Source organism: Flavicella sp. IMCC45537, assembly GCF_057197705.1.
This window is the reverse complement of record NZ_CM170067.1, coordinates 676,676-699,709: the sequence shown is the minus strand read 5'-3', so window position 1 is coordinate 699,709 and position 23,034 is coordinate 676,676. Positions and strand designations below refer to the sequence as shown.

20 protein-coding genes are annotated in these 23,034 nt (G+C 31.4%); 5 read left to right on the top strand and 15 right to left on the bottom strand.

Going from position 1 to position 23,034, the window contains the following annotated elements; translation table 11 throughout:
• Nucleotides 1–73: 73 nt before the first annotated feature.
• Genes AC2DGP_RS03225 through AC2DGP_RS03215 form a run of 3 tightly spaced genes read left to right on the top strand, consistent with a single transcriptional unit; the run spans nt 74 to nt 4,578 of the window.
• Complete coding sequence (locus tag AC2DGP_RS03225) at nt 74–1,723, top strand: peptidase domain-containing ABC transporter (protein WP_484491595.1); 1,650 nt, start codon at nt 74–76, stop codon at nt 1,721–1,723.
• 9 nt (nt 1,724–1,732) lie between these two features.
• Entirely contained in the window at nt 1,733–3,088 is a 1,356-nt protein-coding gene (locus AC2DGP_RS03220) for an HlyD family secretion protein (RefSeq protein ID WP_484491594.1), read from the top strand.
• 2 nt (nt 3,089–3,090) lie between these two features.
• Nucleotides 3,091–4,578, top strand: coding sequence for a TolC family protein (locus AC2DGP_RS03215; protein ID WP_484491593.1), 1,488 nt, complete (start codon nt 3,091–3,093; stop codon nt 4,576–4,578).
• A gap of 4 nt (nt 4,579–4,582) precedes the next feature.
• Here AC2DGP_RS03215 and AC2DGP_RS03210 read toward each other — a convergent pair whose 3' ends face one another.
• The 8 genes from AC2DGP_RS03210 to AC2DGP_RS03175 all read right to left on the bottom strand — a co-directional run bounded on the left by AC2DGP_RS03210 (nt 4,583) and on the right by AC2DGP_RS03175 (nt 13,091).
• Nucleotides 4,583–6,316, bottom strand: coding sequence for an alkaline phosphatase D family protein (locus AC2DGP_RS03210; protein WP_484491592.1), 1,734 nt, complete (start codon nt 6,314–6,316; stop codon nt 4,583–4,585).
• Between the two features lie 30 nt (nt 6,317–6,346).
• Nucleotides 6,347–7,111 carry a LytR/AlgR family response regulator transcription factor gene (locus AC2DGP_RS03205; protein WP_484491591.1) on the bottom strand — a complete coding sequence of 255 codons (765 nt, stop codon included), beginning with the start codon at nt 7,109–7,111 and terminating at the stop codon, nt 6,347–6,349.
• Nucleotides 7,112–7,116: 5 nt separating this feature from the next.
• Nucleotides 7,117–8,067 carry a sensor histidine kinase gene (locus AC2DGP_RS03200; RefSeq protein ID WP_484491590.1) on the bottom strand — a complete coding sequence of 317 codons (951 nt, stop codon included), beginning with the start codon at nt 8,065–8,067 and terminating at the stop codon, nt 7,117–7,119.
• Nucleotides 8,068–8,399: 332 nt separating this feature from the next.
• Nucleotides 8,400–9,416, bottom strand: a complete 1,017-nt coding sequence (locus AC2DGP_RS03195; RefSeq protein WP_484491589.1) for a S1C family serine protease — start codon at nt 9,414–9,416, stop codon at nt 8,400–8,402.
• A 166-nt stretch (nt 9,417–9,582) separates the two neighbouring features.
• Nucleotides 9,583–10,269, bottom strand: a complete 687-nt coding sequence (locus tag AC2DGP_RS03190) for a hypothetical protein (RefSeq protein ID WP_484491588.1) — start codon at nt 10,267–10,269, stop codon at nt 9,583–9,585.
• Between the two features lie 142 nt (nt 10,270–10,411).
• On the bottom strand, nt 10,412–10,942 hold the full coding sequence (locus AC2DGP_RS03185) for an ion channel (protein ID WP_484491587.1): 531 nt from the start codon (nt 10,940–10,942) through the stop codon (nt 10,412–10,414).
• A gap of 157 nt (nt 10,943–11,099) precedes the next feature.
• Complete coding sequence (locus AC2DGP_RS03180; RefSeq protein WP_484491586.1) at nt 11,100–12,392, bottom strand: MFS transporter; 1,293 nt, start codon at nt 12,390–12,392, stop codon at nt 11,100–11,102.
• Nucleotides 12,393–12,449: 57 nt separating this feature from the next.
• Entirely contained in the window at nt 12,450–13,091 is a 642-nt protein-coding gene (locus AC2DGP_RS03175; protein ID WP_484491585.1) for a protein-L-isoaspartate(D-aspartate) O-methyltransferase, read from the bottom strand.
• 172 nt (nt 13,092–13,263) lie between these two features.
• Between AC2DGP_RS03175 and AC2DGP_RS03170 the strand changes: the two genes are divergently transcribed.
• Nucleotides 13,264–14,223, top strand: a complete 960-nt coding sequence (locus AC2DGP_RS03170; protein ID WP_484491584.1) for a Gfo/Idh/MocA family protein — start codon at nt 13,264–13,266, stop codon at nt 14,221–14,223.
• Nucleotides 14,224–14,232: 9 nt separating this feature from the next.
• Nucleotides 14,233–14,664 (top strand): thiol-disulfide oxidoreductase DCC family protein, encoded by a 432-nt coding sequence (locus AC2DGP_RS03165; RefSeq protein ID WP_484491583.1) that lies wholly within the window; start codon nt 14,233–14,235, stop codon nt 14,662–14,664.
• A 4-nt stretch (nt 14,665–14,668) separates the two neighbouring features.
• On the opposite strand, the gene AC2DGP_RS03160 is transcribed toward AC2DGP_RS03165, so the two are convergent.
• The 7 genes from AC2DGP_RS03160 to AC2DGP_RS03130 all read right to left on the bottom strand — a co-directional run bounded on the left by AC2DGP_RS03160 (nt 14,669) and on the right by AC2DGP_RS03130 (nt 23,028).
• Entirely contained in the window at nt 14,669–15,991 is a 1,323-nt protein-coding gene (locus AC2DGP_RS03160; protein WP_484491582.1) for a dicarboxylate/amino acid:cation symporter, read from the bottom strand.
• Between the two features lie 81 nt (nt 15,992–16,072).
• The gene (locus tag AC2DGP_RS03155) at nt 16,073–16,612 is read right to left on the bottom strand and encodes a 1-acyl-sn-glycerol-3-phosphate acyltransferase (protein ID WP_484491581.1); all 540 of its coding nucleotides are present in this window, start codon (nt 16,610–16,612) and stop codon (nt 16,073–16,075) included.
• 86 nt (nt 16,613–16,698) lie between these two features.
• Nucleotides 16,699–18,108: a sugar transferase gene (locus tag AC2DGP_RS03150; protein WP_484491580.1), complete on the bottom strand. Its 1,410-nt coding sequence runs from the start codon at nt 18,106–18,108 to the stop codon at nt 16,699–16,701.
• 61 nt (nt 18,109–18,169) lie between these two features.
• On the bottom strand, nt 18,170–19,387 hold the full coding sequence (locus AC2DGP_RS03145) for a glycosyltransferase family 4 protein (RefSeq protein WP_484491579.1): 1,218 nt from the start codon (nt 19,385–19,387) through the stop codon (nt 18,170–18,172).
• Nucleotides 19,374–20,696, bottom strand: a complete 1,323-nt coding sequence (locus AC2DGP_RS03140) for a phenylacetate--CoA ligase family protein (RefSeq protein ID WP_484491578.1) — start codon at nt 20,694–20,696, stop codon at nt 19,374–19,376. Before AC2DGP_RS03140 ends, AC2DGP_RS03145 begins: the two co-directional genes overlap by 14 nt.
• The gene (locus AC2DGP_RS03135; protein WP_484491577.1) at nt 20,697–21,710 is read right to left on the bottom strand and encodes a glycosyltransferase family 4 protein; all 1,014 of its coding nucleotides are present in this window, start codon (nt 21,708–21,710) and stop codon (nt 20,697–20,699) included.
• On the bottom strand, nt 21,700–23,028 hold the full coding sequence (locus AC2DGP_RS03130) for an O-antigen ligase family protein (protein ID WP_484491576.1): 1,329 nt from the start codon (nt 23,026–23,028) through the stop codon (nt 21,700–21,702). Before AC2DGP_RS03130 ends, AC2DGP_RS03135 begins: the two co-directional genes overlap by 11 nt.
• Nucleotides 23,029–23,034 lie beyond the last annotated feature (6 nt).

The following is a 23,034-nucleotide window of genomic DNA, read 5'->3' as shown; positions in this document are numbered from 1 at the left end:
TTAACAGTAATTAACTTTTTTTCGATAGTATTACTATTATCTTTGCAATTAAATGTAAATTTTACAACTCATTATGAATAACTTAACTCCGTGGCAACGATTCATAGGTTTATTAAAGCTAGAAAAGAAAGAAATTTTTCAAATTTTCTATTATGCAATTTTTTCAGGAATCGTTTCTTTGTCACTTCCTTTAGGAATTCAAGCTATTATTAATCTAATTCAAGGTGCTCAAATATCTACTTCATGGGTAGTGTTGGTTGTATTAGTAACCATTGGAGTACTATTTAATGGAGGTCTACAATTAATGCAATTGCGTATTATTGAAACGATTCAGCAACGTGTTTTTACGAGAGCAGCTTTTGAATTAAGTTATCGTTTCCCTAAAATAAAAATGAATGAATTAAGGAACTATTATCCACCTGAACTTGCGAATCGCTTTTTTGACACCCTAACCATTCAAAAAGGTCTATCAAAAATTTTAATAGATGTCCCCACAGCATTATTGCAAATAATTTTTGCCTTAATGTTGCTTTCTTTTTATCATCCATTTTTTATTTTGTTTGGTTTATTGTTATTAATGCTTGTGTATATCGTTTTTAAATTCACAGCAAAAAGAGGATTGGAAACAAGTTTAGAAGAATCAAAAAATAAATATAAAGTAGCACATTGGATTCAAGAGATTGCTAGAACAATTGTTAGTTTTAAATTATCTGGAGATTCTAGTATTGCTTTAAAGAAAAACGACGAGCTTGTAATAAAATATTTAAAGTCTCGTGAGAAACACTTTAGAGTACTAGTAATACAATACTCCCAAATGATCAGTTTTAAAATGCTAATAACGGCAAGTTTATTGGTTATTGGAGGGGCCTTAGTATTAAACCAAGAAATGAATATTGGGCAATTCGTTGCAGCAGAAATTATTATTCTATTAGTTATCGGATCGGTAGAGAAATTAATACTTGGACTTGAGTCTTTTTATGATGTATTAACCTCTATTGAAAAACTGGGTCAAGTTGTAGACAAAGAATTAGAGCCACAAGTTGGAGAAAAACCTCTTTTTAAAGAAGATTTTAACATTGAATTGGAAAATGTTACTTACGAGGTTTCCAATAGAAAAAAAGCTATTTTAAAGGATATCAATTTAAAAATACCTTTCAAAAAAAGAATTCTAATTAAAGGAGAAAGTGGTTCTGGTAAATCTAGTCTACTTCGCGTTATTTCAGCTGTTATAGAGCCAACAGAAGGTAATATGTACATCAACAATGTCTCTGCTCAAAGTTTGCAATTGAATCACTATCGTGCTCAATTAGGACTATCATTATCAGAGGAAACTCCGTTTGAAGGTAGCTTAAAAGACAATATTACTTTTGGAATCAAAGAAGTATCAGACGAAACGGTTTTCAAAATAATTAAATATGTTGGTCTTACTCAATATGTTAAGGAACTACCAAATGGCTTACAAACTATATTACAGCCCGATGGAAAACAAATTTCATACACCATTGCTAAAAAAATAATTTTGGCAAGGGCAATCGCTAAAAAACCTAAGGTACTTATCTTGGAAGATCCTTTAGATAGATTTAATAAACAAGAAACTAAATCAATTGTAGAATATTTATCAAAACCTTCTCAACCATGGACTTTAATTGTTGTAAGTAGCAACCCATTATGGGAGAACTACACTGATGAAATCATCACTTTAGAAGAAGGTAAATTAAAATAATTAAACAATATGCTCAATATATCAAATACAAAAGGACGAAGCAAAATAGATTTATTGTCCTATCAATCAGGTCAGTTTGCATATTATAAAAAACACTACAAGCATTTCAATAGGTTTCTCATGATATTCGCTTTTATCGGTATCATCACTTTGTTTATGCCCTGGACCCAAAATATAAAAAGCAATGGAATTGTAACTACTTTAAGACCGAATCAGCGTCCTCAAACAATACAATCGCAAATTCCTGGAAGAGTTGAAGAGTGGTTTGTACAAGAAGGTGATTATGTAGAAAAAGGAGATACCATTCTTAGAATATCTGAAATTAAAATTGATTATTTTGACGATCGTTTGATTGAAAGAACTAACGATCAGATAACTGCCAAAAGCTCTTCAGTAGACGCTTATAAATCTAAAATAGAAGCTTTAAACAGACAGATTGTTGCCTTAAAACAAGAGCAAAAGCTGAAAATGAAACAAGCGAAAAATAAATTGTTACAATCTTATTTAAAGGCTAAAAGTGATAGTATTGATTTTGAAGCAGCAAAGATAAATGCAGAAATATCAAAACGTCAATATGATCGTACTGTAATTCTTGCGGAAGACGGCTTGAAGGCTATCAAAGATGTGGAAGAAAAAAACCTAAAACTACAAGAATCTAATGCCAAATTAATTGCGCAAGAAAATAAACTACTTACTAGTTTAAATAACATCATCAATGCTCAGGTGGATGTATCACAGATAGAAAACACTTACGTTGATAAAATTTCTAAAGCTCAAAGTGATTTATATACCGCTAAATCTAGTCATTACGATACTCAAGTACAGGTTTCAAAATTAGAGAACAGTTTTACCAATTATCAAAAAAGAAACGATCTTCTATTTATCACTAGTCCACAAAATGGTTACATCAATAAAGCTATTATTGGAGGAATTGGAGAAACCTTTAAGGAAGGACAAGAACTTTTAGGGATTATGCCTGCCTCGTACGAATTGGCAGTAGAAACTTTTGTAAAACCAAATGACTTACCGCTCCTTCATGTTGGGGAAAAAGTTAGGGTTCAGTTTGAAGGTTGGCCAGCTATTGTATTTAGTGGATGGCCAAATCAGTCTTATGGAACTTATGGTGGACAAATTGTGGCTATACAAAATTTTATAAGTCCAAACGGAAAATACCGTGTGTTGTTAGCACCAGATTCTACAGATCATGCTTGGCCAGATGCGATTAGAATTGGTTCAGGAGCACGTACCTTTGCATTGTTAGAAGATGTACCGATTTGGTATGAACTATGGAGGCAAATCAATAGTTTCCCACCTAACTATTACCAACCAAATGATATGCAATCCAAAGAAAAATCTAAAAAATAACTATGAAAAAATATATTCTTTTTTTTCTATTAGGACCAAGCTTTTTGATTGGACAAATCTCAAATGACTCTCTTTCATTAAAAGAGTCTAACATAGTATTAAAAGAAAATGACTCTTTAGTACCACTAAATAAATTAACACCCGTGGATTCTATTGGTGTGTTTAATGATTTTATTAGTCTTTCTGAATTTTTAAGTTACGTAAAAACATTTCACCCTATTGTTAAACAAGCTAATTTGATTGTTACAGAGAGTGATATAAAAAGACTAAAATCAAGAGGAGCTTTTGACCCCAAATTAGAAGTTGATTATGCTAAAAAGCAATTCAAAAGCAAAGAATATTATGACAAGCTAAATGCGACCTTCAAAATACCTGTTTGGTATGGTGTAGGCGTAAAAGCAAATTATGAAAATAATGATGGTGAATATTTAAACCCTGAAAGTACAACTCCAACTGATGGTTTATACGGATTAGGAGTTACGGCTTCTATAGGTGGTAACATGTTGATGAACCAAAGAATGGCAGATGTTAAACAAGCCAAAAACTATCAAAAACAGGCTATTGAAGAGCAAAAAATATTAGTAAATAATATTTTATACGATGCTGCAAATAGCTATTTTGATTGGCTTCGGTTTTATAATGAAAGAAAAATACATGAGTCCTTCTTAACCAATGCTGAATCTAGATTTGTTGCCATAAAAAAAAGTTTTTATTCCGGTGAAATGGCTGCTGTTGATACTCTGGAAGCTAACATTGCTATAGGGAATAGGAAATTAAACCTTGAAAAGGCTAACATTAAGTACATAAAAGCTACCTTAGAATTGTCTAATTATCTGTGGCTAGAGAATAATGTACCTGTTGAACTAAATTCAAACGTAATACCTGATACGTTAACCATAAATAATGTGGATAACGCTTTAAATACCTCCAAGATTGAAACAGACGAATTTGAAATTAGTGAACACCCAAAACTAAAAGCCTTAGGTTTCAAAACTGAAAACCTTGAAATTGATAGAAAACTTAAATTCAATAAACTACTCCCAACAATAGAAGGTGAATATAACTTTTTATCAGGTTCTTTAGGCAATGACAATGCTTTTGGGTTAGATAATTACAAAGCTGGGATAAAGGTAAGTGTCCCGATTTTTATCAGAAAAGAACGTTCTGATTTAAAATTATCTAAATTAAAAATTGAAGCGCTGAATTATGAAAGGTCGACGCAAGAACTTTCTATTACTAACAAAGTAAATGGTTTATTACAAGAATTAAATTCTTTTGAAACTCAGATTCAATTTTCAAAAGTTTTGGTTAGAGACTATGGAGCACTGTCCAAAGCAGAGCAAAGAAAATTCACTCTTGGAGAAAGCTCGATTTTCTATGTAAATATTAGAGAATCTAAACAAATAGAAGCAGAATTAAAGTTTGCACAACTGATCAACACTTACTTAAAAACAAAAGCCAAATTATACAATAGCTTAGTCATCTTTTAAGTTTTTATAGATTCACTTCGTGATCAATATTTGTGGTAAATTCTTTGATCAATATAGAGTCAACCATTTTCCATTGAGTATCTACCTTATTTTGCTCTATTGATAACTCCACATAACCTCTGTCAGAGCTATTAAAATATGCTAATTGATCTAATAACAATGTTATTGCAGATTGGAAGTTCTGTCGTTGATCTGAATCGTCCACAATATTTTCAAATCCTGGTGATGTTACGGAAGCAGTAGCAAACTCATTCACTACACCTCCTCCTCCATTTATCATAATTTGATTATGCCAAGTATTGTGTGAATCGCCAGCTAACACAAGTGTTTTTTTTGTTTCCAATAAACCAAGAATTTCTTCCCTTTCTGTTGGATACCCATCCCAAGAGTCTAAATTATAAGGAAAAACATTCGTGACACGTAGACTTTCCTCTTCTGTTAATGTAGGATCTAATGCTTGTATTCTTAACTTGATACGTACCAATTCAAACAAAAGCAACTCAAAGTTATTCATACTTTGATCTGAAACTACACCAGTAGAATTCCTTTCTATAACAATGGCGTTAAGGCTTTCTACCAATTCTAAAGGATAATACATTTTACCCATCAAAACTTGCTGTCCAACAACCAGCCACTCTTCCGTAGAATTCGATATTTCAGACTTCAACCAATTCTTTTGAGTAGTTCCTAAAATTGATCTTGAAGCATCTGCCCAATCTTGTTGAAATAATGATTGATTTAAACTACCATCCAAATTGTAATAATCATTTATCTCCAATTGCTTATCTCTACCTGCTATTCTTGTATCTAAAACTATTAATTTAGCTAATGCGCCAAATTTGAAACTCCTATAACCTATGGCATTATCAGAAGACATAAATGGTAGATACTCACTATAAGCTTGTAAAGCTACCCTTTTTCTTTGTTCAAAATCACCTTCAGTTTCTTGGTGTGCACCTGCACCATTTTTATAACTATCATTGGCAATTTCATGATCATCCCAAATACATATAAATGGCTTTTTTTGATGTAACAGCTTTAAATCTTCATCTGATCTATATTGCTGATATCTTGCTCTGTAATCCTCCAAGGAAAGCAGCTCATTTTCCGGAAGATGATTTCTGCCTAGAGCGATCGTATCCGCAGTTTGACCAAAACTATTAGCTTTTTGCTCATAAATGTAATCTCCGAGATGCAACACTAAATCAACCTCTGAATGAGCGATTTCTTTATAAACATTAAAATAGCCTATTTCATAATTAGAACAAGAAGCAACAGCAATTTTTAAACTATCTACACTTGTATTTGAAAACGTACGTGTCTCCCCTACTATAGAAACAGATCTACTAATAATATCTATAAACCTATAAAAATATGTTTGGTTTTCTTCTAAGTCCTGAACTTCTACAGCAACCGTATAATCAACTGAAGCGCTCGTTGATACCCTACCATATCTAATAATGTGATTAAAGCTAGAATCTAAGGCTATTTGCCATTCCAATCTAGCTTCTGACAGAAGGCTTTCTATAAAACACCAAATAATTACCTTCGTTCCTGTTGGGTCAAAACTGGCAACTCCTAAGGGAAAGGTCTCATTTTCCTCATTTAAAAAAGAATTTATGGCTTGCTCCTCTTGGAAATCATCTTCACAACTAACAATATTTGTAGCAATGAATAACCCTCCAGTTCCTAAAATGCTTTTTTTAATAAAATTTCGTCTATCATTCTTTATTCCCATAATCAAATAGTAAAAAGAAGATAGAATCTATCAGGAATTCAACCAAGCTTTTATTTCACTCGCTTTTAATTTACTAACTATGATTCTTTCTTCCGTTTTAGGATGTACATCTACAATCAACTTTCCATTGAAATGAAACTTTAACTTATCAATACAATCTTTATTTAGTATGTATTGTCTATTCACTCTAGAAAAATTTGTAGGATCCAATTCTTCCTCTATCGTTTCTAGTTTCTTATTTAAAGTATATTCCTCTTTTTCAAAAGTAACGGCTTTAACGATCCCTGTATCAATATAAAAATAAGCAATTTCTGAAACTTTAATTGGAATCAGTTCATCTCGCTTCTGAATTAAATAACTCAGCTTAAAATTGTTATTGGTTGATGCTTGCAAAAGTGACAAAACACCTTTTAATTGATCTTCAATAGCTTCACTATTTGCGCTGTTTTTATAAAACTTATCAAGCGCCGCTGCCATATCCTCCTCTGAAATAGGCTTTAATAAATAATCTAAACTATTTACCTTGAAGGCTTGAATTGCATATTGATCATAAGCCGTTGTGAAAATGATTGGCGTTTCTATTTTAACTTTGTCAAATATTTCAAAGGATATTCCATCTGCCAAATGAATATCCATAAACACCAAAACCGCCTCTGTAGGGTTTGAGAAATAATCAATAGTATCAGCTACAGAATCTATAACTGTTAAAATTTCAATTTCTGAGTTAATAGATTTTAAGATATGAGTTAGGTTATCACTTGCAGCGATTTCATCTTCAACTATTACAACTTTCATTTTTTTTAATTTAAAGGCATTTTGACTCTAAAGATATTGTTTTCATTTGATATTTTTATGCTTTTTTCCTTCAATAGCATATATCTTTTATTAATATTTACCAAACCTTGGCCTGTACTATCAACGAAAGTACTTCTCGGCTGAATTTTATTCTCAATAATTAAAAACTCATCATCATTAAATATTTTCACATGCAATGGGTTTCTATTAGAAATCTCATTGTGCTTCACGGCATTTTCTACCAATAATTGTAAAGCTAATACTGGAATCTGAGAACTCAAAACTGCATCTTTTACGTCTAATTCAATAGAGAATTTATCTCTATATCTGGTTTTGATGAGAAACACGTAACTATCTATAAACTTCAATTCTTCTTTTAAATCAACCAAGTCTCGGTTACCACTCTGTAAAATATAGCGATACATGTAGGAAAGTTGATTCACAAAATTTGTTGCTTCTTTATTATCTCTAATCAGGGAGTTCAAAGAGTTCAAGGAATTGAACAAAAAATGAGGATTGATTTGATTTTTTAAAGCAGCAAGTTCGTTTTGCAAATTCTGCTTGGCAAGTCTTTCTTTTTCCTGTATATCAGCTTGTCTCCTGGCTTTGTAAATTAAATTTTTTGCCAAAGCGATTAGCCCCAACATTAATATTACAAGGATAAAAAGTAATAATTTTTCATCTCTAACATAGAGATCATGTCCCGTAACATCATCATAAAGGTCAAAGTAAAATTCAGAAAATATATATAAAATTATTCCGTTGACAACTATAGAAGAAGCAATAAAAATATATTTCCCATACTTTTTAAAATAAGTATCTAAGTTTGTGTTGTATTGCAATACAACATAGGAAAACACAAATAAAAATGACATTCTAAACAACACATCAATAGTAGTTGGTGGTGTTATGTATGAATCTTTTGTATACTTTAAAAAGCCAATTAATTCTAACAATCTCGGAGAGTTTTGTAATAAACTCACCAAAAATGATATCAACAGTATTTCTGATTGTTTTACAATTTTTGTTTCCAATTCCTATTTTGAATTACAATTAATTATACAAATTTGTTATGACAACACCCTTTCAAGTACAGCCAATATTACAAAAACAAAGTTTATAATAAAAACAGTTTTAATCAATTCCTTTTTAGTCACATCGTTGGCAATTCTCATGATAATTTCTTTTAGTTTAACAAGCTAAAAGTATTTCAAAAATCATCCAAAAAATGTAATTTCACTATCAAGTGGTTAAAACCAAATGCGAATGGTCAAATATGGGTACTGAGCTATTTGTCATATGTAGTTGATACCACTTGTCCTTGCCTCAAAATAACAATACTCACCTTATCACCTGCATTGGTATTCATTAATCTCTCTTGCACTAATTCAAGCGAAGATGGATCTAAAATTTTCACACCTGCAATTTCTAAAATAATATCTCCACCTAGTAAAATATCTTGTCCGGCAATGGTAACAGGTACAAAGCCTCCTATTAAGCCAAGTTTACCGGCTTTACCTTGGGTCGAAACTTTTGTTATTAAAATCCCTCCTTGTTGTGGTACATTTAGCAATGCCGAAAGTTCAGGGGAAAGCACCATAGATTCAATACCAGACCAATTTTCTCTATTTGCTAATACCTTTTTAGCAACGTTTGAAGTCACAGCAAACCCAATTCCATCGAACCCGCCAGAAACGGTGTATATGCGACTTGCGATACCTACAATTTCTCCTTTCATATTAAACATTGGACCACCAGAGTTTCCTGGATTAATGGATGCATCGGTTTGAAAGAAATCAACTTTTTCAAATCTATTACTTAAATTTTCTGGAGAATACTTTCCACTAATAATCCCTTTAGATAAAGATTGTTTAAAACCATGTGGTGCCCCTATAATAAATACATTGTCACCTATTTTAACTTTATCAGAATCACCTATTTTTGCGATATCTTTTTCTTTTAACTGAAAAGAATCTTTTACTTTAATTAACGCAACATCCGCATTGGTGTCAGAGGAAATCACTTCTGCCTCATAAACATCACCATCAGTAAATTCGACCGTAATTTTTTCTGAAGCCTGAATTACATGAGCTGCGGTCCATATCAAACCTTCTTCTCCTATTAAAACTCCAGAGCCTAAAGACTCCTCTTTTCTTACTTGTTGACTAAAAAGAACATCAGAATAATCAAAACTCTCTATATTGATATAAACCACAGAACTACTTACCTTTTCATACAATTTGGATAAATCTTGTGCTGAAATTTTAAGAGAAATAAACGCAAGTAAAAAAACAATTTTTTTCATAGTAATATTATAATTTGAGGGTTAAGTTTAAATGATAGAATTATATTCTCCTCAACTGCTAAAGTAATTAAATTTTAAAAAATCATAACGTTATTCTAGTCAGAAAAACGCATAAAAAAAGCCATTAAATCCTAAGATTAATGGCTTTCTATTCTTTTCAGAAATATTATTTCTTAAACAACTGCTTCACAACTGCCTTTGCAAAATCATCAGAAGTAGTTACTAAACTTTTAGGGTTATCAACTAATGAAGTCACAACCGCTAATAATTGTTCTGATTCTGGTAATGATAAATCATACAATAACGTTTCTACCACAAATTCTTTCTCAGTAGAAGTAATTGCTGTTGAACTTCCTCCTCCAACATATCCCATATTCATATTATGATAGTACCCTGTTCTATATCGACCTGAATAATAACCATAACCTCCATATCCTCCATAACCATAATACGGATAAGCTGTTGGATCTTCTGTAACATTAGTAACCACAGATTCTTTTACCGATTTAACAGTAGTAATGATTGCAATATTAACTCCCATACTACTTAATTTTTCACGTATTTGGTTTACCTCTTCAGGAGTGTGTTTTTCATCTGGATCAGCATCTGGGAAATTCACATAACTCGGTAACACTTCAAACTCTGGCCCTCTAGCCTTAAATTGTGCTGCCATATCTTTCTCAAAACGCTGTCTAGCAACATTATCCTTTGATTTGAACACGATTAACACCTTTCCTCCATCAATATTTTGAATCCTAGAATCTTTCCAAGCATCTGATACTTTTACAGTTGAACAACTTACCATAGAGACAAGAATCAAAAGAATACTTGAAATTTTCACTATTGTTTTCATAAATTTTATTTTTATACGGTTTATAAAATAAGTTAATACCTTATTTGTAGTGCACAATATATGCAATTTGATCGAGATAAAACAAGCTCATCTTAGGTTTTTTAGTATCATAAATCTAGCCAATAAATTATGAAGTAACTAATTAATTTTTCTTTTTTGAGTGGTTTAGTTGATTTATATATTTTCCAACAACAATTGCCGTGATTATAACATTATACATTTGCCCAATCAAACCAATAAGAACACTAACTTTTTGCGCAAGTGCCGAAGCAGGTGTTATATCCCCATACCCAATAGACAATAAAGTTATATAACTGAAATACATAAACTCATCATTAAAGGTATCTCTAGAAAACGCACCTTCAAAAGAAGCGTTAAACGAACCAGGAGCCGCTAATTCTATTGTCATGCATAAAAAATAACCTATCAAACCTATAGAAATATAGCCGCTGATTAAACCAAAAATAACATTAGAAGATATTTTTTTAGAATCCCAAACCTGCTGAACAATCTCATAAGTAACAAAAAGATAAAACACAAAATTTATTGCCATTCTAAGAAAAACAATCTCATCTTCATATTTATTTGTTAAAAGTCGATACACCAACAAAAACCCGCTGATTCCAATTAAGACAAGAAAAACAATAAATTTTAAATGCTTCTTTGACATCATAATTAAACCTGCAAAAATGTTTATAAAAAACATGGCAGGTAATAACCACAAATCATAAAACGAATTCGAAACAAAAATTGATCCGAACAAAATAAAAAACTGACTCAGAAAAAAAATTTCAAACCTATAAGGGTGCAGTTTTGATAAATACATATAATTAATTCTTTAAAGTATTCAACTTTGCTTTTTGTAAAATTACAAATCCTATCACAAAAAACAAGGTCATACAAAGCATACTAACCCGCATGCTCCCTGTCAATTGATCTATTAAACCATAGGAAAAAGTACCGATTACAATTCCTAACTTTTCTGTAATATCATAAAAACTAAAAAAAGACGCATGATTTCTAGTGTTTTCTGGGATTAATTTTGAATATGTTGACCTAGAAATAGACTGAATTCCTCCCATCACAAAGCCTAAAAACATAGCCATAGCATAAAAAGGAATTTTTGAGTTTAGGAAATAACCTGCAATACAAATCGCTCCCCAAATAATCAAGGCCGTGCTGATAGAAAATCCATTGCCTTTTTTACGAGATAACCATGCAAAAAAGTAACTACCTCCAATAGCAACAATTTGAATGATTAAAACCACAAGAATCATTTCATCCGATTCCATACCAATTTCCTTATTTGCAAATAACGGAGCTAACAACATTACGGTTTGAACTCCCATGCTAAATATAAAAAATGACAGTAAATAAAAGTTCATGTTAGGCATGACTTTTACTTTATGCAACACATCTAAAATCTGATCCTTTCCTTTACCAAGAATTTTTCTATTTATAGGATTTTTATTTTCCTTGTCCATTAAATAATAAAAGGCTATCTGAGAAAATCCAAGCCACCAAACCCCTACCAAGACAAATCCAAATCGAGTTGCCAATAAACCAGATTCAAAACCAAAAGATTCATATGACTGGAACAAAACCAAGTTTACTACTAACAATATTACAGATCCAATGTATCCCATCGAAAAACCTTTTGCACTAACAGCATCCATTTTATCTACTGTGGCTACTTCTGGTAAAAAGCTATTGTAAAACACCAATGAACCAGCAAATCCAATACTTCCTAATATGGCACAAAGAATTCCATACTCTACATTTTCTCCTGTAAAAAAATACAATCCAATACAAGCAAACGAACCCAAATAAGTAAAAAACTTCATGAATCGTTTTTTTCTACCAGAATAGTCAGCAATACCTGAAAGAATAGGTGAAATAAATACAATTATTAAAAACGAAAATGAAATAGCATAAGAATATAATACTGAATTGGATATTTTCAAACCAAAAAACAGAATTTCATCTCCTTTAAAAAAGTTCTCCGTAGTTCCTAAGAAATAAACAGGAAAAATTGCAGTGGTAATAATTAAATTGTACACTGAATTCGCCCAATCAAAAGATGCCCAAGCATTTATTAATCTCTTATTGTTTTTTCCAAGCATCTTTTTTCTAATTTTTTTTAAATATAAACAAGACTAGCGACTTTGTTCCATTTCATTTTAATTCTTTTTTTCAAGCATAGGAACAAACTTACACTCTCCCAATTCTTCTTTTTCAAAAGATTTCACTCCTGTTCTTCTATATAAATGCATTATTTGAGTGGTATCTCCCACTGGAATTACTAATATTCCTCCTATTTTTAATTGTGCTAATAATGCTTTCGGCACAAATGGTGCACCTGCTGTAACAATGATTTTATCAAACGGAGCATATTCGGGTAAACCTTTATACCCATCTCCAAATGACATGTATTTAGGTCGATATCCCAATTTGGGTAAAAACATTTTTGTCTTCTTAAAAAGCTCATTTTGACGTTCAATTGTATAAACTTCCGCCTTTAACTCAAGTAACATTGCTGTTTGATAACCCGAACCTGTACCTATCTCTAAAACTTTTTGCCCTGGTTCAATTTCTAATAATTGTGTTTGGAATGCCACTGTATAAGGCTGAGATATAGTTTGATCAGCTAAAATTGGAAATGCTTTATCTTGGTACGCAAAACTTTCAAAGCTAGAGTCTAAAAATAAATGTCTAGGTATTTTGGCCATGGCATCCAATACATTTTTGGCATGTATCCCTTTTGATTGTACTACTTTAGCTAGTTGATTTCTAAGTCCTTGATGTTTGAGCGTATCCTTCACGAAATGTTTTTATTTAAGAGGATAAAATTAGTAATTAATCCCTAAAGATTTTTATTTTTGTTTAAAATTAGCCAGAGAAATCATCGGTTATTTATAGAATTTTAAATAAGTCATTGTGAACTATCAATATACAAGTTAAAAACGTTCACATTTAATAAAAGACACGAAAAATATGTTAAAAGCAGGAGTATTAGGTGCTGGCCATCTTGGAAAAATTCATTTGAGATTATTACAACAATCTGACAAATATGAATTAGTTGGTTTTTATGATCCTATTAAAGAAAATGCTGAAGCGGTTGCACAAGAATTTGGATACAAAGCTTTTGATACCATTGAAGCTTTATTAAAAGAAGTTGATGTTGTTGATATTGTAACTCCAACATTATCTCATTTTGAATGCGCCAAACAAGCCCTAAAAAGTGGCAAACATATATTTATTGAAAAACCAATAACAAAAACTTATGAAGAGGCAGAAGAATTAAGATCTCTTGCTAAAGAGAATAATGTTCGTGGTCAGGTGGGACATGTAGAACGTTTTAATCCAGCATTTACTGCTGTAAAAGACTCTATTCAAAATCCTATGTTTATTGAAACACATCGTTTGGCTGAATTCAATCCGCGTGGTACAGACGTTCCTGTGGTTTTAGATTTAATGATTCATGACATTGACATCATACTAAGTGTTGTCAACTCCAAAGTCAAAAATATCAATGCAAGTGGAATTTCTGTAATCTCGCAAACACCAGATATTGCAAATGCAAGAATCGAATTTGAAAACGGATGTGTTGCTAACCTTACTGCTAGTAGAATTTCTTTAAAAAACATGAGAAAATCTAGGTTTTTTCAAAAAGACGCGTACATATCAGTTGATTTTTTAGATAAGAAAAGTGAGTTGGTTAAAATGAATGACGCTCCTGAAAACCCAGATGAATTTGCAATGATATTACAAAACGCAGAAGGGGTTAAAAAACAAATTTACTTTGAAAACCCGACTGTAGAACCAAACAATGCTATTTTGGATGAATTAGAATCATTCGCCAAGGCGATTGCAACAAACACTACTCCAGTAGTTTCATTAGGACAAGGAGCCGAGGCATTGCAAGTTGCTTTGCAAATAATTGATTGTTTTTAAAATAAATATTTGAAAACAAAAGAATCCATAGAATCCATAAGAAATACAAAGTCCATCATTTTGTTTGATGGACTTTGCAATTTTTGTGATCATTCGGTTCAATTTGTAATAAAACGGGACCCTAGTAATGAGTTTCTGTATGCCTCTCTACAATCTGAATCTGGTCAAGAATTTATAAAAGAACAAGATCTTAAAACTCAGAAAATCGATAGCATTCTATTAGTTACAAGCGACAAGGTCTACACTAAATCTTCTGCTGCTTTAAAAATTGCTACAAAATTAAGTGGTCTGTGGTATTTGTCAAGTATCTTTTTTATTATCCCAAAAGTAATAAGAGATTCAGTATATGATTTTATTGCAAAACGCCGATACAAATGGTTTGGAAAATACGATACTTGTAAAATTCCTTCCGAAGAACAAAGAGCAAAGTTTTTATCTTGATTTGTTAGTAAGGATAGTTATCATCCCAATTTTTCACTTTTGGTTTGCCTAATTTTCCTTCCGACTTTGCGATCAACATAGCAACACAAGCATCCCCCGTTACATTAACTGTTGTTCTAAGCATATCTAGAGGTCTATCTACCGCAAAAATAAGTGCCAATCCGATGGGAAGCATATCTTTAGGGAATCCAATAGCATCTAACACAATTACCAACATTACCATACCTGCACCAGGTACAGCAGCAGAACCAATGGAAGCTAACAATGCAGTTATTATTATTATCAATTGATTTGTAAAGCCCAAACCTTCTGGCCATAAGACTTGCATTATAAACACCGCAGCAACTGCTTGATATAAACTTGTTCCATCCATATTTATGGTGGCTCCAACTGGCAATACAAAACTTGAAACTTCTTTATCAACTCCAATATGCTCCTCTACCCTTTCCATAGTAACAGGTAATGTTGCCGCACTAGAGCTTGTAGAAAAAGCTAAAAGTTGCGCAGGAGAGATTTGTTTTAAAAACCAAATAGGCGATTTTTTTGTGTAAACTGAAATAAAAACAAGATATAGACAAATCATTAATACTAAACCAAATACCACAACTCCAGCATATTTCATTAGAGCTATTAAAATATTTACATCATTAGTGCTAACAATCACTGTAGTTAACAAAGACAATACAGCAATGGGTGCCAACAACATAATCAGATCGACCATTTTAAGCACTACAGAGTTTAAAGAATCAAAAAACTTCTTTAACGCTGCAGCTTCCTTTTCCGGAATAAGCAACATACTTATCCCTATACAAATTGTAAAAAAAATGACTTGAAGCATCATTTTATTGTTACTCATCGCCTTAATTGCATTATCTGGAACCATATCTACTAAAAATTGAAGCGGTCCTTGATTCTGTTGATTCTCAGCTTCCGAAATACGTTCTTGGATTTTTGAACTAGAAGCGTACGTATTTTTCAAATGAACAATGGTATTTTGAGAAATACCTTCACCCGGCTTGAAAATATTGACAGAAGACAAACCTATGCTAATAGCAAATACTGTAGTTACAATATACACTATGATGGTTTTTACCCCCATTGATTTAAATTTAGAAATATCTTTTAGATCAGATATTCCTTTAATCAAAGATGCTACGATTAGTGGTACGGCAATTAATTTCAACATTCGGACAAATACTCGCCCTACGGGATCTATCCAATCTTTAGCAAACTGTGGCCCTGCATCAAATTGTAATAAAAAAAAACCTAGAATAATTCCTAAAACCATTCCAATAACGATTTTCCAATGCAATGCTATTTTCTTCATAATCATAAACTCTTAAGAACTTGGGAAAGATACTACTAAAATCAAACCAAACGAAGATAAATTTCGGGAAAATTAGAACTCTTAACTTAGGTTAGCAAATCGCCCTTTTACTCCATGAAAGAAACGTCTCATTGTTTCCATATCATGCTCAGCATCTCCTGTTAAATAATACGGCTCGTCGATCAAAACCTGTTTATTTTTAAAATCTAAAGCAACTTTTACCACAGGCACGTCAGCTCCTTTTGCTACATAATAATAACCAGTTTTCCAATCCTCTACTTTTTTTCTTGTCCCTTCAGGAGAAATACCGAGTTTAAAAAATTCATTCGTTTTAAACAATTCCACTAACAAATCAACTGTATTGTTACTTTTTGACCTATCAATTGGAAAACCACCCAGCCATCTAAAAAAAAAGCCCTGTGGATTTTTAAAAAGTATTTTTTTACCTATGAAGTTAATTTTAGTTTTCTTGATTGATCGAATCAATATCCCAAGAGGTACGTCCATCCAACTAGTATGCGGAGCAGCGATAACAACATATTGTTTGACCTGTTTAGGAAAATCTCCAACAATTTTCCATCTCAAAACAGTGAATAAAATGAACTTAGATATTTTGTGCATTTTATAAAGGTACAAAACACAAATTCAATAGAGCAAAAGTTAACAAATTGTAAACAATTGTATACAAAAAGTTTATTATCACTAACCTACTGCCCTTTCAGTTTAACAACTGTACTAACGGTTTTTATAAGAATTTTAAAATCCATAAACAACCCTCTCGATTTAATGTAATATAAATCATATCTTAATTTAATTTCCTGTTCTTTAGTTGTGTTTGCATATGGATACATTACTTGTGCCCAACCTGTTAAACCTGGTCGAATAACGTGTCTGATTGCATAGAAAGGTAGTTCCTCTTTCAAACTTTTCACAAACTCAGGTCTTTCTGGTCTTGGTCCTATTAAACTCATCTCTCCAATAAGAATATTCCAAAACTGAGGAATTTCATCGATTCTAGTTTTCCTGATAAATTTACCAAAAGAAGTAATTCTCTTATCATTTTTCTCTGCCCAAATTGCTTTGTTTGTTTCGGCATTAACAATCATAGATCGAAACTTGTAAATATTAAAATGTTCTCCATTCAAACCTACTCTAACTTGTTTATAAAACAAAGGTCCTCTGCTCCCGAATAAATTACCAATAAACACAAACGGGATATAAAACATCAAACTTGTCAATCCCACTAATGAAACCATAATATCAAAAACTCGCATAAACAACAGGTAAAACGTGTTTTCATGATTTTTACTAAACGAGATGTATTTATAAAACTCCTTATTCAAGTTTTCTTTAGCTACACTTTCTGTGATTTCTTCATATAGATTCCCTATACTTTTAATATTTACACCATGTTCAAATAAATAAACTAATTCTTGATTTAATTTAGAATTCGGTTTAATACCCAAAGATGATGTGGAAACAACAATTTCATCAACAGAATTCACCTTCATTATTTCTAATAGATTTGCATTTTCTAATTGATGATATTTACTATTATCCAATAAGGCAACAGGAGCATCTGAAATATAATTAACGACATTAATTTGAAAATTCTTCTTTTTAACAATATTCAGAATGTTCTCAACTTTTTCAGAACTACCAATAATCAAAATATTCTTTAAAAACTTTGGACTGTATATAAAAGTACTATAGATGAGCCTCCAATAAGTTAACGGGATGACAATTCCTAAAAAAAGGTATAGAATTTCAATCCTGTTTTTTGGTAGCGATGGTGTTAAAATTGGTGTAAAAACGTAAAATATGATAGTCGCAAAACAGGTAATCAAAATACTTTGAAAAACTAAATACCTACTTGCGGAAACTTTTAAATTATATAGTTCAAAAATATTCCCGAACAGAATGAAATATAAAATAAAAGTCAGTACCCATTTTAAAGACATCTCACTATCAAATGTAATATAATTTACATTTAGAAAAGACGAAATAGCGTACATACCGACAAGCACACTTAGCATATCAAAAAATCTCAACAAGACTTTTCTTTCTGAAATGTTTAGATATTTAGTTTTCGTTTGTTTGGGAGGGGAATTTAACATAATGCAACAAAGTTATGTAAAACTTTTATCAGTATCTGTGGTCAATGCGAAAAAACAATAATTAAAACAAATTTACATATAAATCGCTCAAATACTTATAACTATGATATTTTAACACATATTCATATCCCTTTGTTCCCATTTTCTTTAACTCAGATAAAGGTTTATTCTTTAAGTCAACTAGTGCAATACACAACTTCTCAGGATCCTCTGGTGGGACAATAACACCACAGCCTGAAAGCTCAACTTGATCTTTTATAAAATTTGATGATTCAACGATAGGCTTTTTCGCCAACATGTAATCAAAATATTTATTATACGAGACACCGTGATTATATAATGGAGAACCAAACCTACTGATATAACAAAGATCAAATAAAGCAACCACATTTTGTACTTGGCTTTTTTTTATTTTATCGATAAACGTAATATTTTTCTGTCCCATCACCTTAGCTTGTAAGTTTGCCTTTTCTAAGCCATCACCAACAATAACAAAATGAATTGTCTCATCATTTTTTAATAAAATTGCAGTATCAATTAACACATGCATTGCGTTAGCCATTCCAATGGTCCCCGCATACCCAACTATAAATTTATCCTTAGGAATTGCATTAAAAACATAATCCGCCAGATCCTCTATTTCTAAGAGACTCTCATCGATTCCATTGGGAACATAAATAAATTTTTTCGGATCTTTTGAGATAGAGTTTATATAATCATATGCATTAGGTAATAATGAAACAATAAAATTTGATTTAGTATAGGCTAATTTCTCAAACCACCCCAATACTTTTACCAAAGGATGTTTTGGACTATAACCCTTTAAGTGAATAGGAGTTAAAGGCCATAAATCTCGTATTTCTGTAATTAATTTTTCTGATTTGAATTTTTTCTTTAAAAACAATCCTGTAATTATTGGAAAAATTGGCATCGAAGAAACAATAATAATATCAGGAACACCTAAAACTTTAGACCGTAAAAAGAAAGTTTTCAAAGTAAAGACAATATTGCTGTAAAACTTTGAAAAACCCGTACCAGAATAATTAGGTGTTTTAACCCAGCAAAAATCTATTCCTTTTTCAATATTTTCAACTGTAAAAATTTTATTTTCTACTTTTGGTTGATTAGTAAAAAGATGGTTGTAAGTTCCTGATATAATTTTAACTTCATATCCCTTTTTAACCCAGTGTTTACTTAGAAAAAAATGCCTCTCTCCCCAACCTGAGTCACTTTTTCCTGCAGTTTGATTAAGTATCCAAATATTTTTATTTTTCTTCATTCAAATTGGATTCTATGATTTGTGGTTTCCCTGATTTACTTGGTGAAATTCGATCAACTATTTCAAAAGTAATAGAAAATTCTTCAAATTCTAATATTTCTAATATCTTCTCTTTCACTACTTCCAAAATTGAACTTTTAAACCCAGCACCTTTAACAATAAGAATGTGAATTCCATTTAAACTATTCTGAATTATTTTGAATTGCTTAATTTCTAAAATGTACTCAAATATGCCTGTAAACGAATGTACAATCATGACCTTTCCTTTGTTTGTTTTAACAACATCCGTATCTCTTCCTATAATTTTCTCTAATAATGGGTATGCAAATTTTCTGTTTTTGGGATATTTCTCCTTGGGTAATTTTATAGCTAGATCTCCTATTTTATAACGAATTAAAGGCATCGAAAATCCATCGAGACGAGTTACTACTACATGACCTAATTGACCATCAGGAACAGGTTGATCGTCATCATCTAGAATTTCAACATAAACTTGAGGACTCAAAATATATGAATAATCTAAATCTAATTGACTACTTATCAAAAATCCTTCAGCAGAGCCATAAGTATCTTGAATATTGCATTTGAAAGTTTTGGTTATGTTTTTTCGGTAATGGTCAAACAACTTGTCTCCTAAACTGATACAGCCCTTTAACCTTATATCGATATTATTTTCATTAGCAATATCAGCAAATACATTTAATGAAGAGGCATATCCAATGAGCATATAGTCTTTATTCCTTATTCTATTTAAAACCTTAATTACCTGAATTTCATCATGTGCAAAAGCATTCACATAAATGGTACGAAACAACACATCTTTTATAGATTTTAAAATTCCTCGGTTTGGGGAAATTCCAGTTTGCACCAACTTATAGCCCATTCTATACCCCGACCACTCCCACCAGTGTATCAATCCAGCTCTTAAAGACGATAAATCTTGTTGATCCATATAAACTGACGAACTAATTCCGGAAGAACCACTACTAGATATTTTATTCAACTTTTTTCTAGAGCACGTTAAAAGTTTTTTAGAATGATTCCTTAATATATCTTTAGTTAAAACTGGAAAGTTTTTTAACCATTCTGTTGAAGAATTACCTGTTAGTTTTATATCTTTATAATATTCAGAATATTCAAGAGCATGAAGCAATATTTTTTTCAAATTTACAGTCTGAAGTTCAAGTAATTCTGATTCATTTAACTGATCTATATCTCGCCACTTTTTAAGTTCGGCTAGAAAAGAACTTCCGGTAAGTAAATCACCCAATGGTAAAACTATTTTCTCTAAAAAGTTTGAATACATCATTTATTTCAAAGTTTGAATCCATTTATTCATCACATTTTCTGATGAAAATGACTCCGCTTTTTGTCGAGCAGAATTTGTAATTGAAACAGGAGATTTTTCTATAATTTCCTTTATAGAATTAGCCATTGCTTCTACATTATTTTTTTCAACCAATAAGCCTTCTTTATTATGCTCAATCAAATAGGGCATTCCCCCAGCATTTGTACTAACCACATAAAGGCCTAAAGCCATAGCTTCCATTACACTCACGGGGGTATTATCAAAATTGGTAGTATTGATGAAAATATCGAAATCTTCAGCTTTTTTTATCCAATCTTTCTTTTGTAAGCCCCCTGTAAACTCTACTGATTTTTCTAGGTTGTACTTACCAACTAATTCTTTGACTTCAACTTTAGAAATGTCTTTCTCTGGACCAACCATACACAAGGTCGCCTTCGGATATTTCATCCTTATCAAATTTAATACCTCAATCGCCATCGAAGGATTGTACAACTCTCTAAAAGCACGAACCCATAAAATTTTTGGTTCTGGATTTTTTCTTTCTTTAAATTGGTAATTCTCGATATTTAAAATATTTGGAATAAAATCAGTTGTATATCCCTGTCTTTCAAACGCTTCTTTTAAGTAATTGGATGGAGCTACGTTTGTGTATGCATTAGAAAAAATAAACTTCGCTAGTTTTCTAGAATTTTTTATTCTAGCAGGCAAATCTCCCCCATGTAAAATTGTGATGTATTTTAATCCGAAAATTTGACAAAGAACAGATGAGATATAAACTATATAAAAATAGTTTGTACTAAAAACATCAATGAGTACATATTCCACTTCATTACGATATTTAAATATACTTCTACACATGCAATAAAACCTTTTAAGTTTCATCAATTCATCACTCGATTTTTCAACCTGATAGCCTTGTTTAATCAACTCTTCACTTAATATATCCATTGCAGTAACATATAAAGTATGTTTTGATAAATCATTACCAATGTAAAGGATATTCTTAGTCTTCATCACGTGTAATTTTTATCAAACTCAATCCATAGATAAATCCAGGAAAAGCGATTCGCATGGCTGAGTGATTGATGGTTAAAAACCAAAGCGCATAAAAAGAAATTAAAAATGCTCGTTGATAATTCGAAGATATAATAAAGTGTAAAAACGGCACAAAAATTAGAATAAATAAAATTATTACACCTAGAAACCCATGTTCCTCAATCAAACGTGTTACTTCGTTATGTGATGCTGCCGTAACATGTTCATCGCTCTCAATCCTTAAATATTTACCATTTCCAACACCAATACCAAACCAAGGAGACTCATAAAAATTCTCAAATTGGGTATTAATAATATCTAGTCTTCCCGAGGTAATATCTTCTTTTTGTTCTCCTTTCGCATTTTTTCCGGTATATCTATTGCTCAGCATACCTCCGGTAACATCAGAGGTATACAACCAAATAGCTGCCAAAGCAACGAAGCCTATAAGTACATATTTAAAAATTATTTTAATCAAGTCTATTTTATAAAAAAACATAAACAGAACGAAAACAAAAAATGCTATTGCTCCTGTCAATATACCTCCTCTTGAAAATGTTAATAACCCCCTATAAGTAAAATAAATTAAAAATATAATATCTAAAAAAACATACCCTGATAATTTTTTATTTAAAAAGACCATCACTGCTAAAATAAAAATACCCAATCCGATTATAGTGGCAACTTGGTTTGGCCCAAACCCTCCAGAAGTTGCGAAATTAGCGCTACCACTAAATGCAATTTCTCTAATATCTGGGGTTCTAAAATACATATAGCTTATCATAGAAAAAATCGGTAAAATCATAAACATCAAACCTTCGAGTAAGGTGTTTCTCGAAAGTTTCCTCCCATGAAAATATACTGCACTTATAAAAAGAACAACTGGTCCAGTTAAATTAAAGGCTATTGCTTTTCTAATTGATTCCCCTGCTGGAACATCAGTAAAAACTATCCCCAACAACAATAAGAACAAATAAATAAAATAACTAATCGAAAATTTTTGTTGATCACTTCTCACCAACATCCCAACTGCAAGAGTTCCTATGACTGAGTATTTTCCAAATTCATATGAGATAGCACTTTTCGTCATTCTGAAAAACACTTCTGAACCAACAAAATAACAGGCCCATAAAAAAGCCTCTTCATTAAAATTTTTATGTTTATAAATATCAATAATACTATAAAAAAAGATACCTAAATATAAAACTTTCAACAACAATCCAAAGCTTCCAAAATAGCCCAAAGCTATATGGAGTATTATAAACACAAGAGGTTTGTATTTTAATTTCTTATACAATTCTTT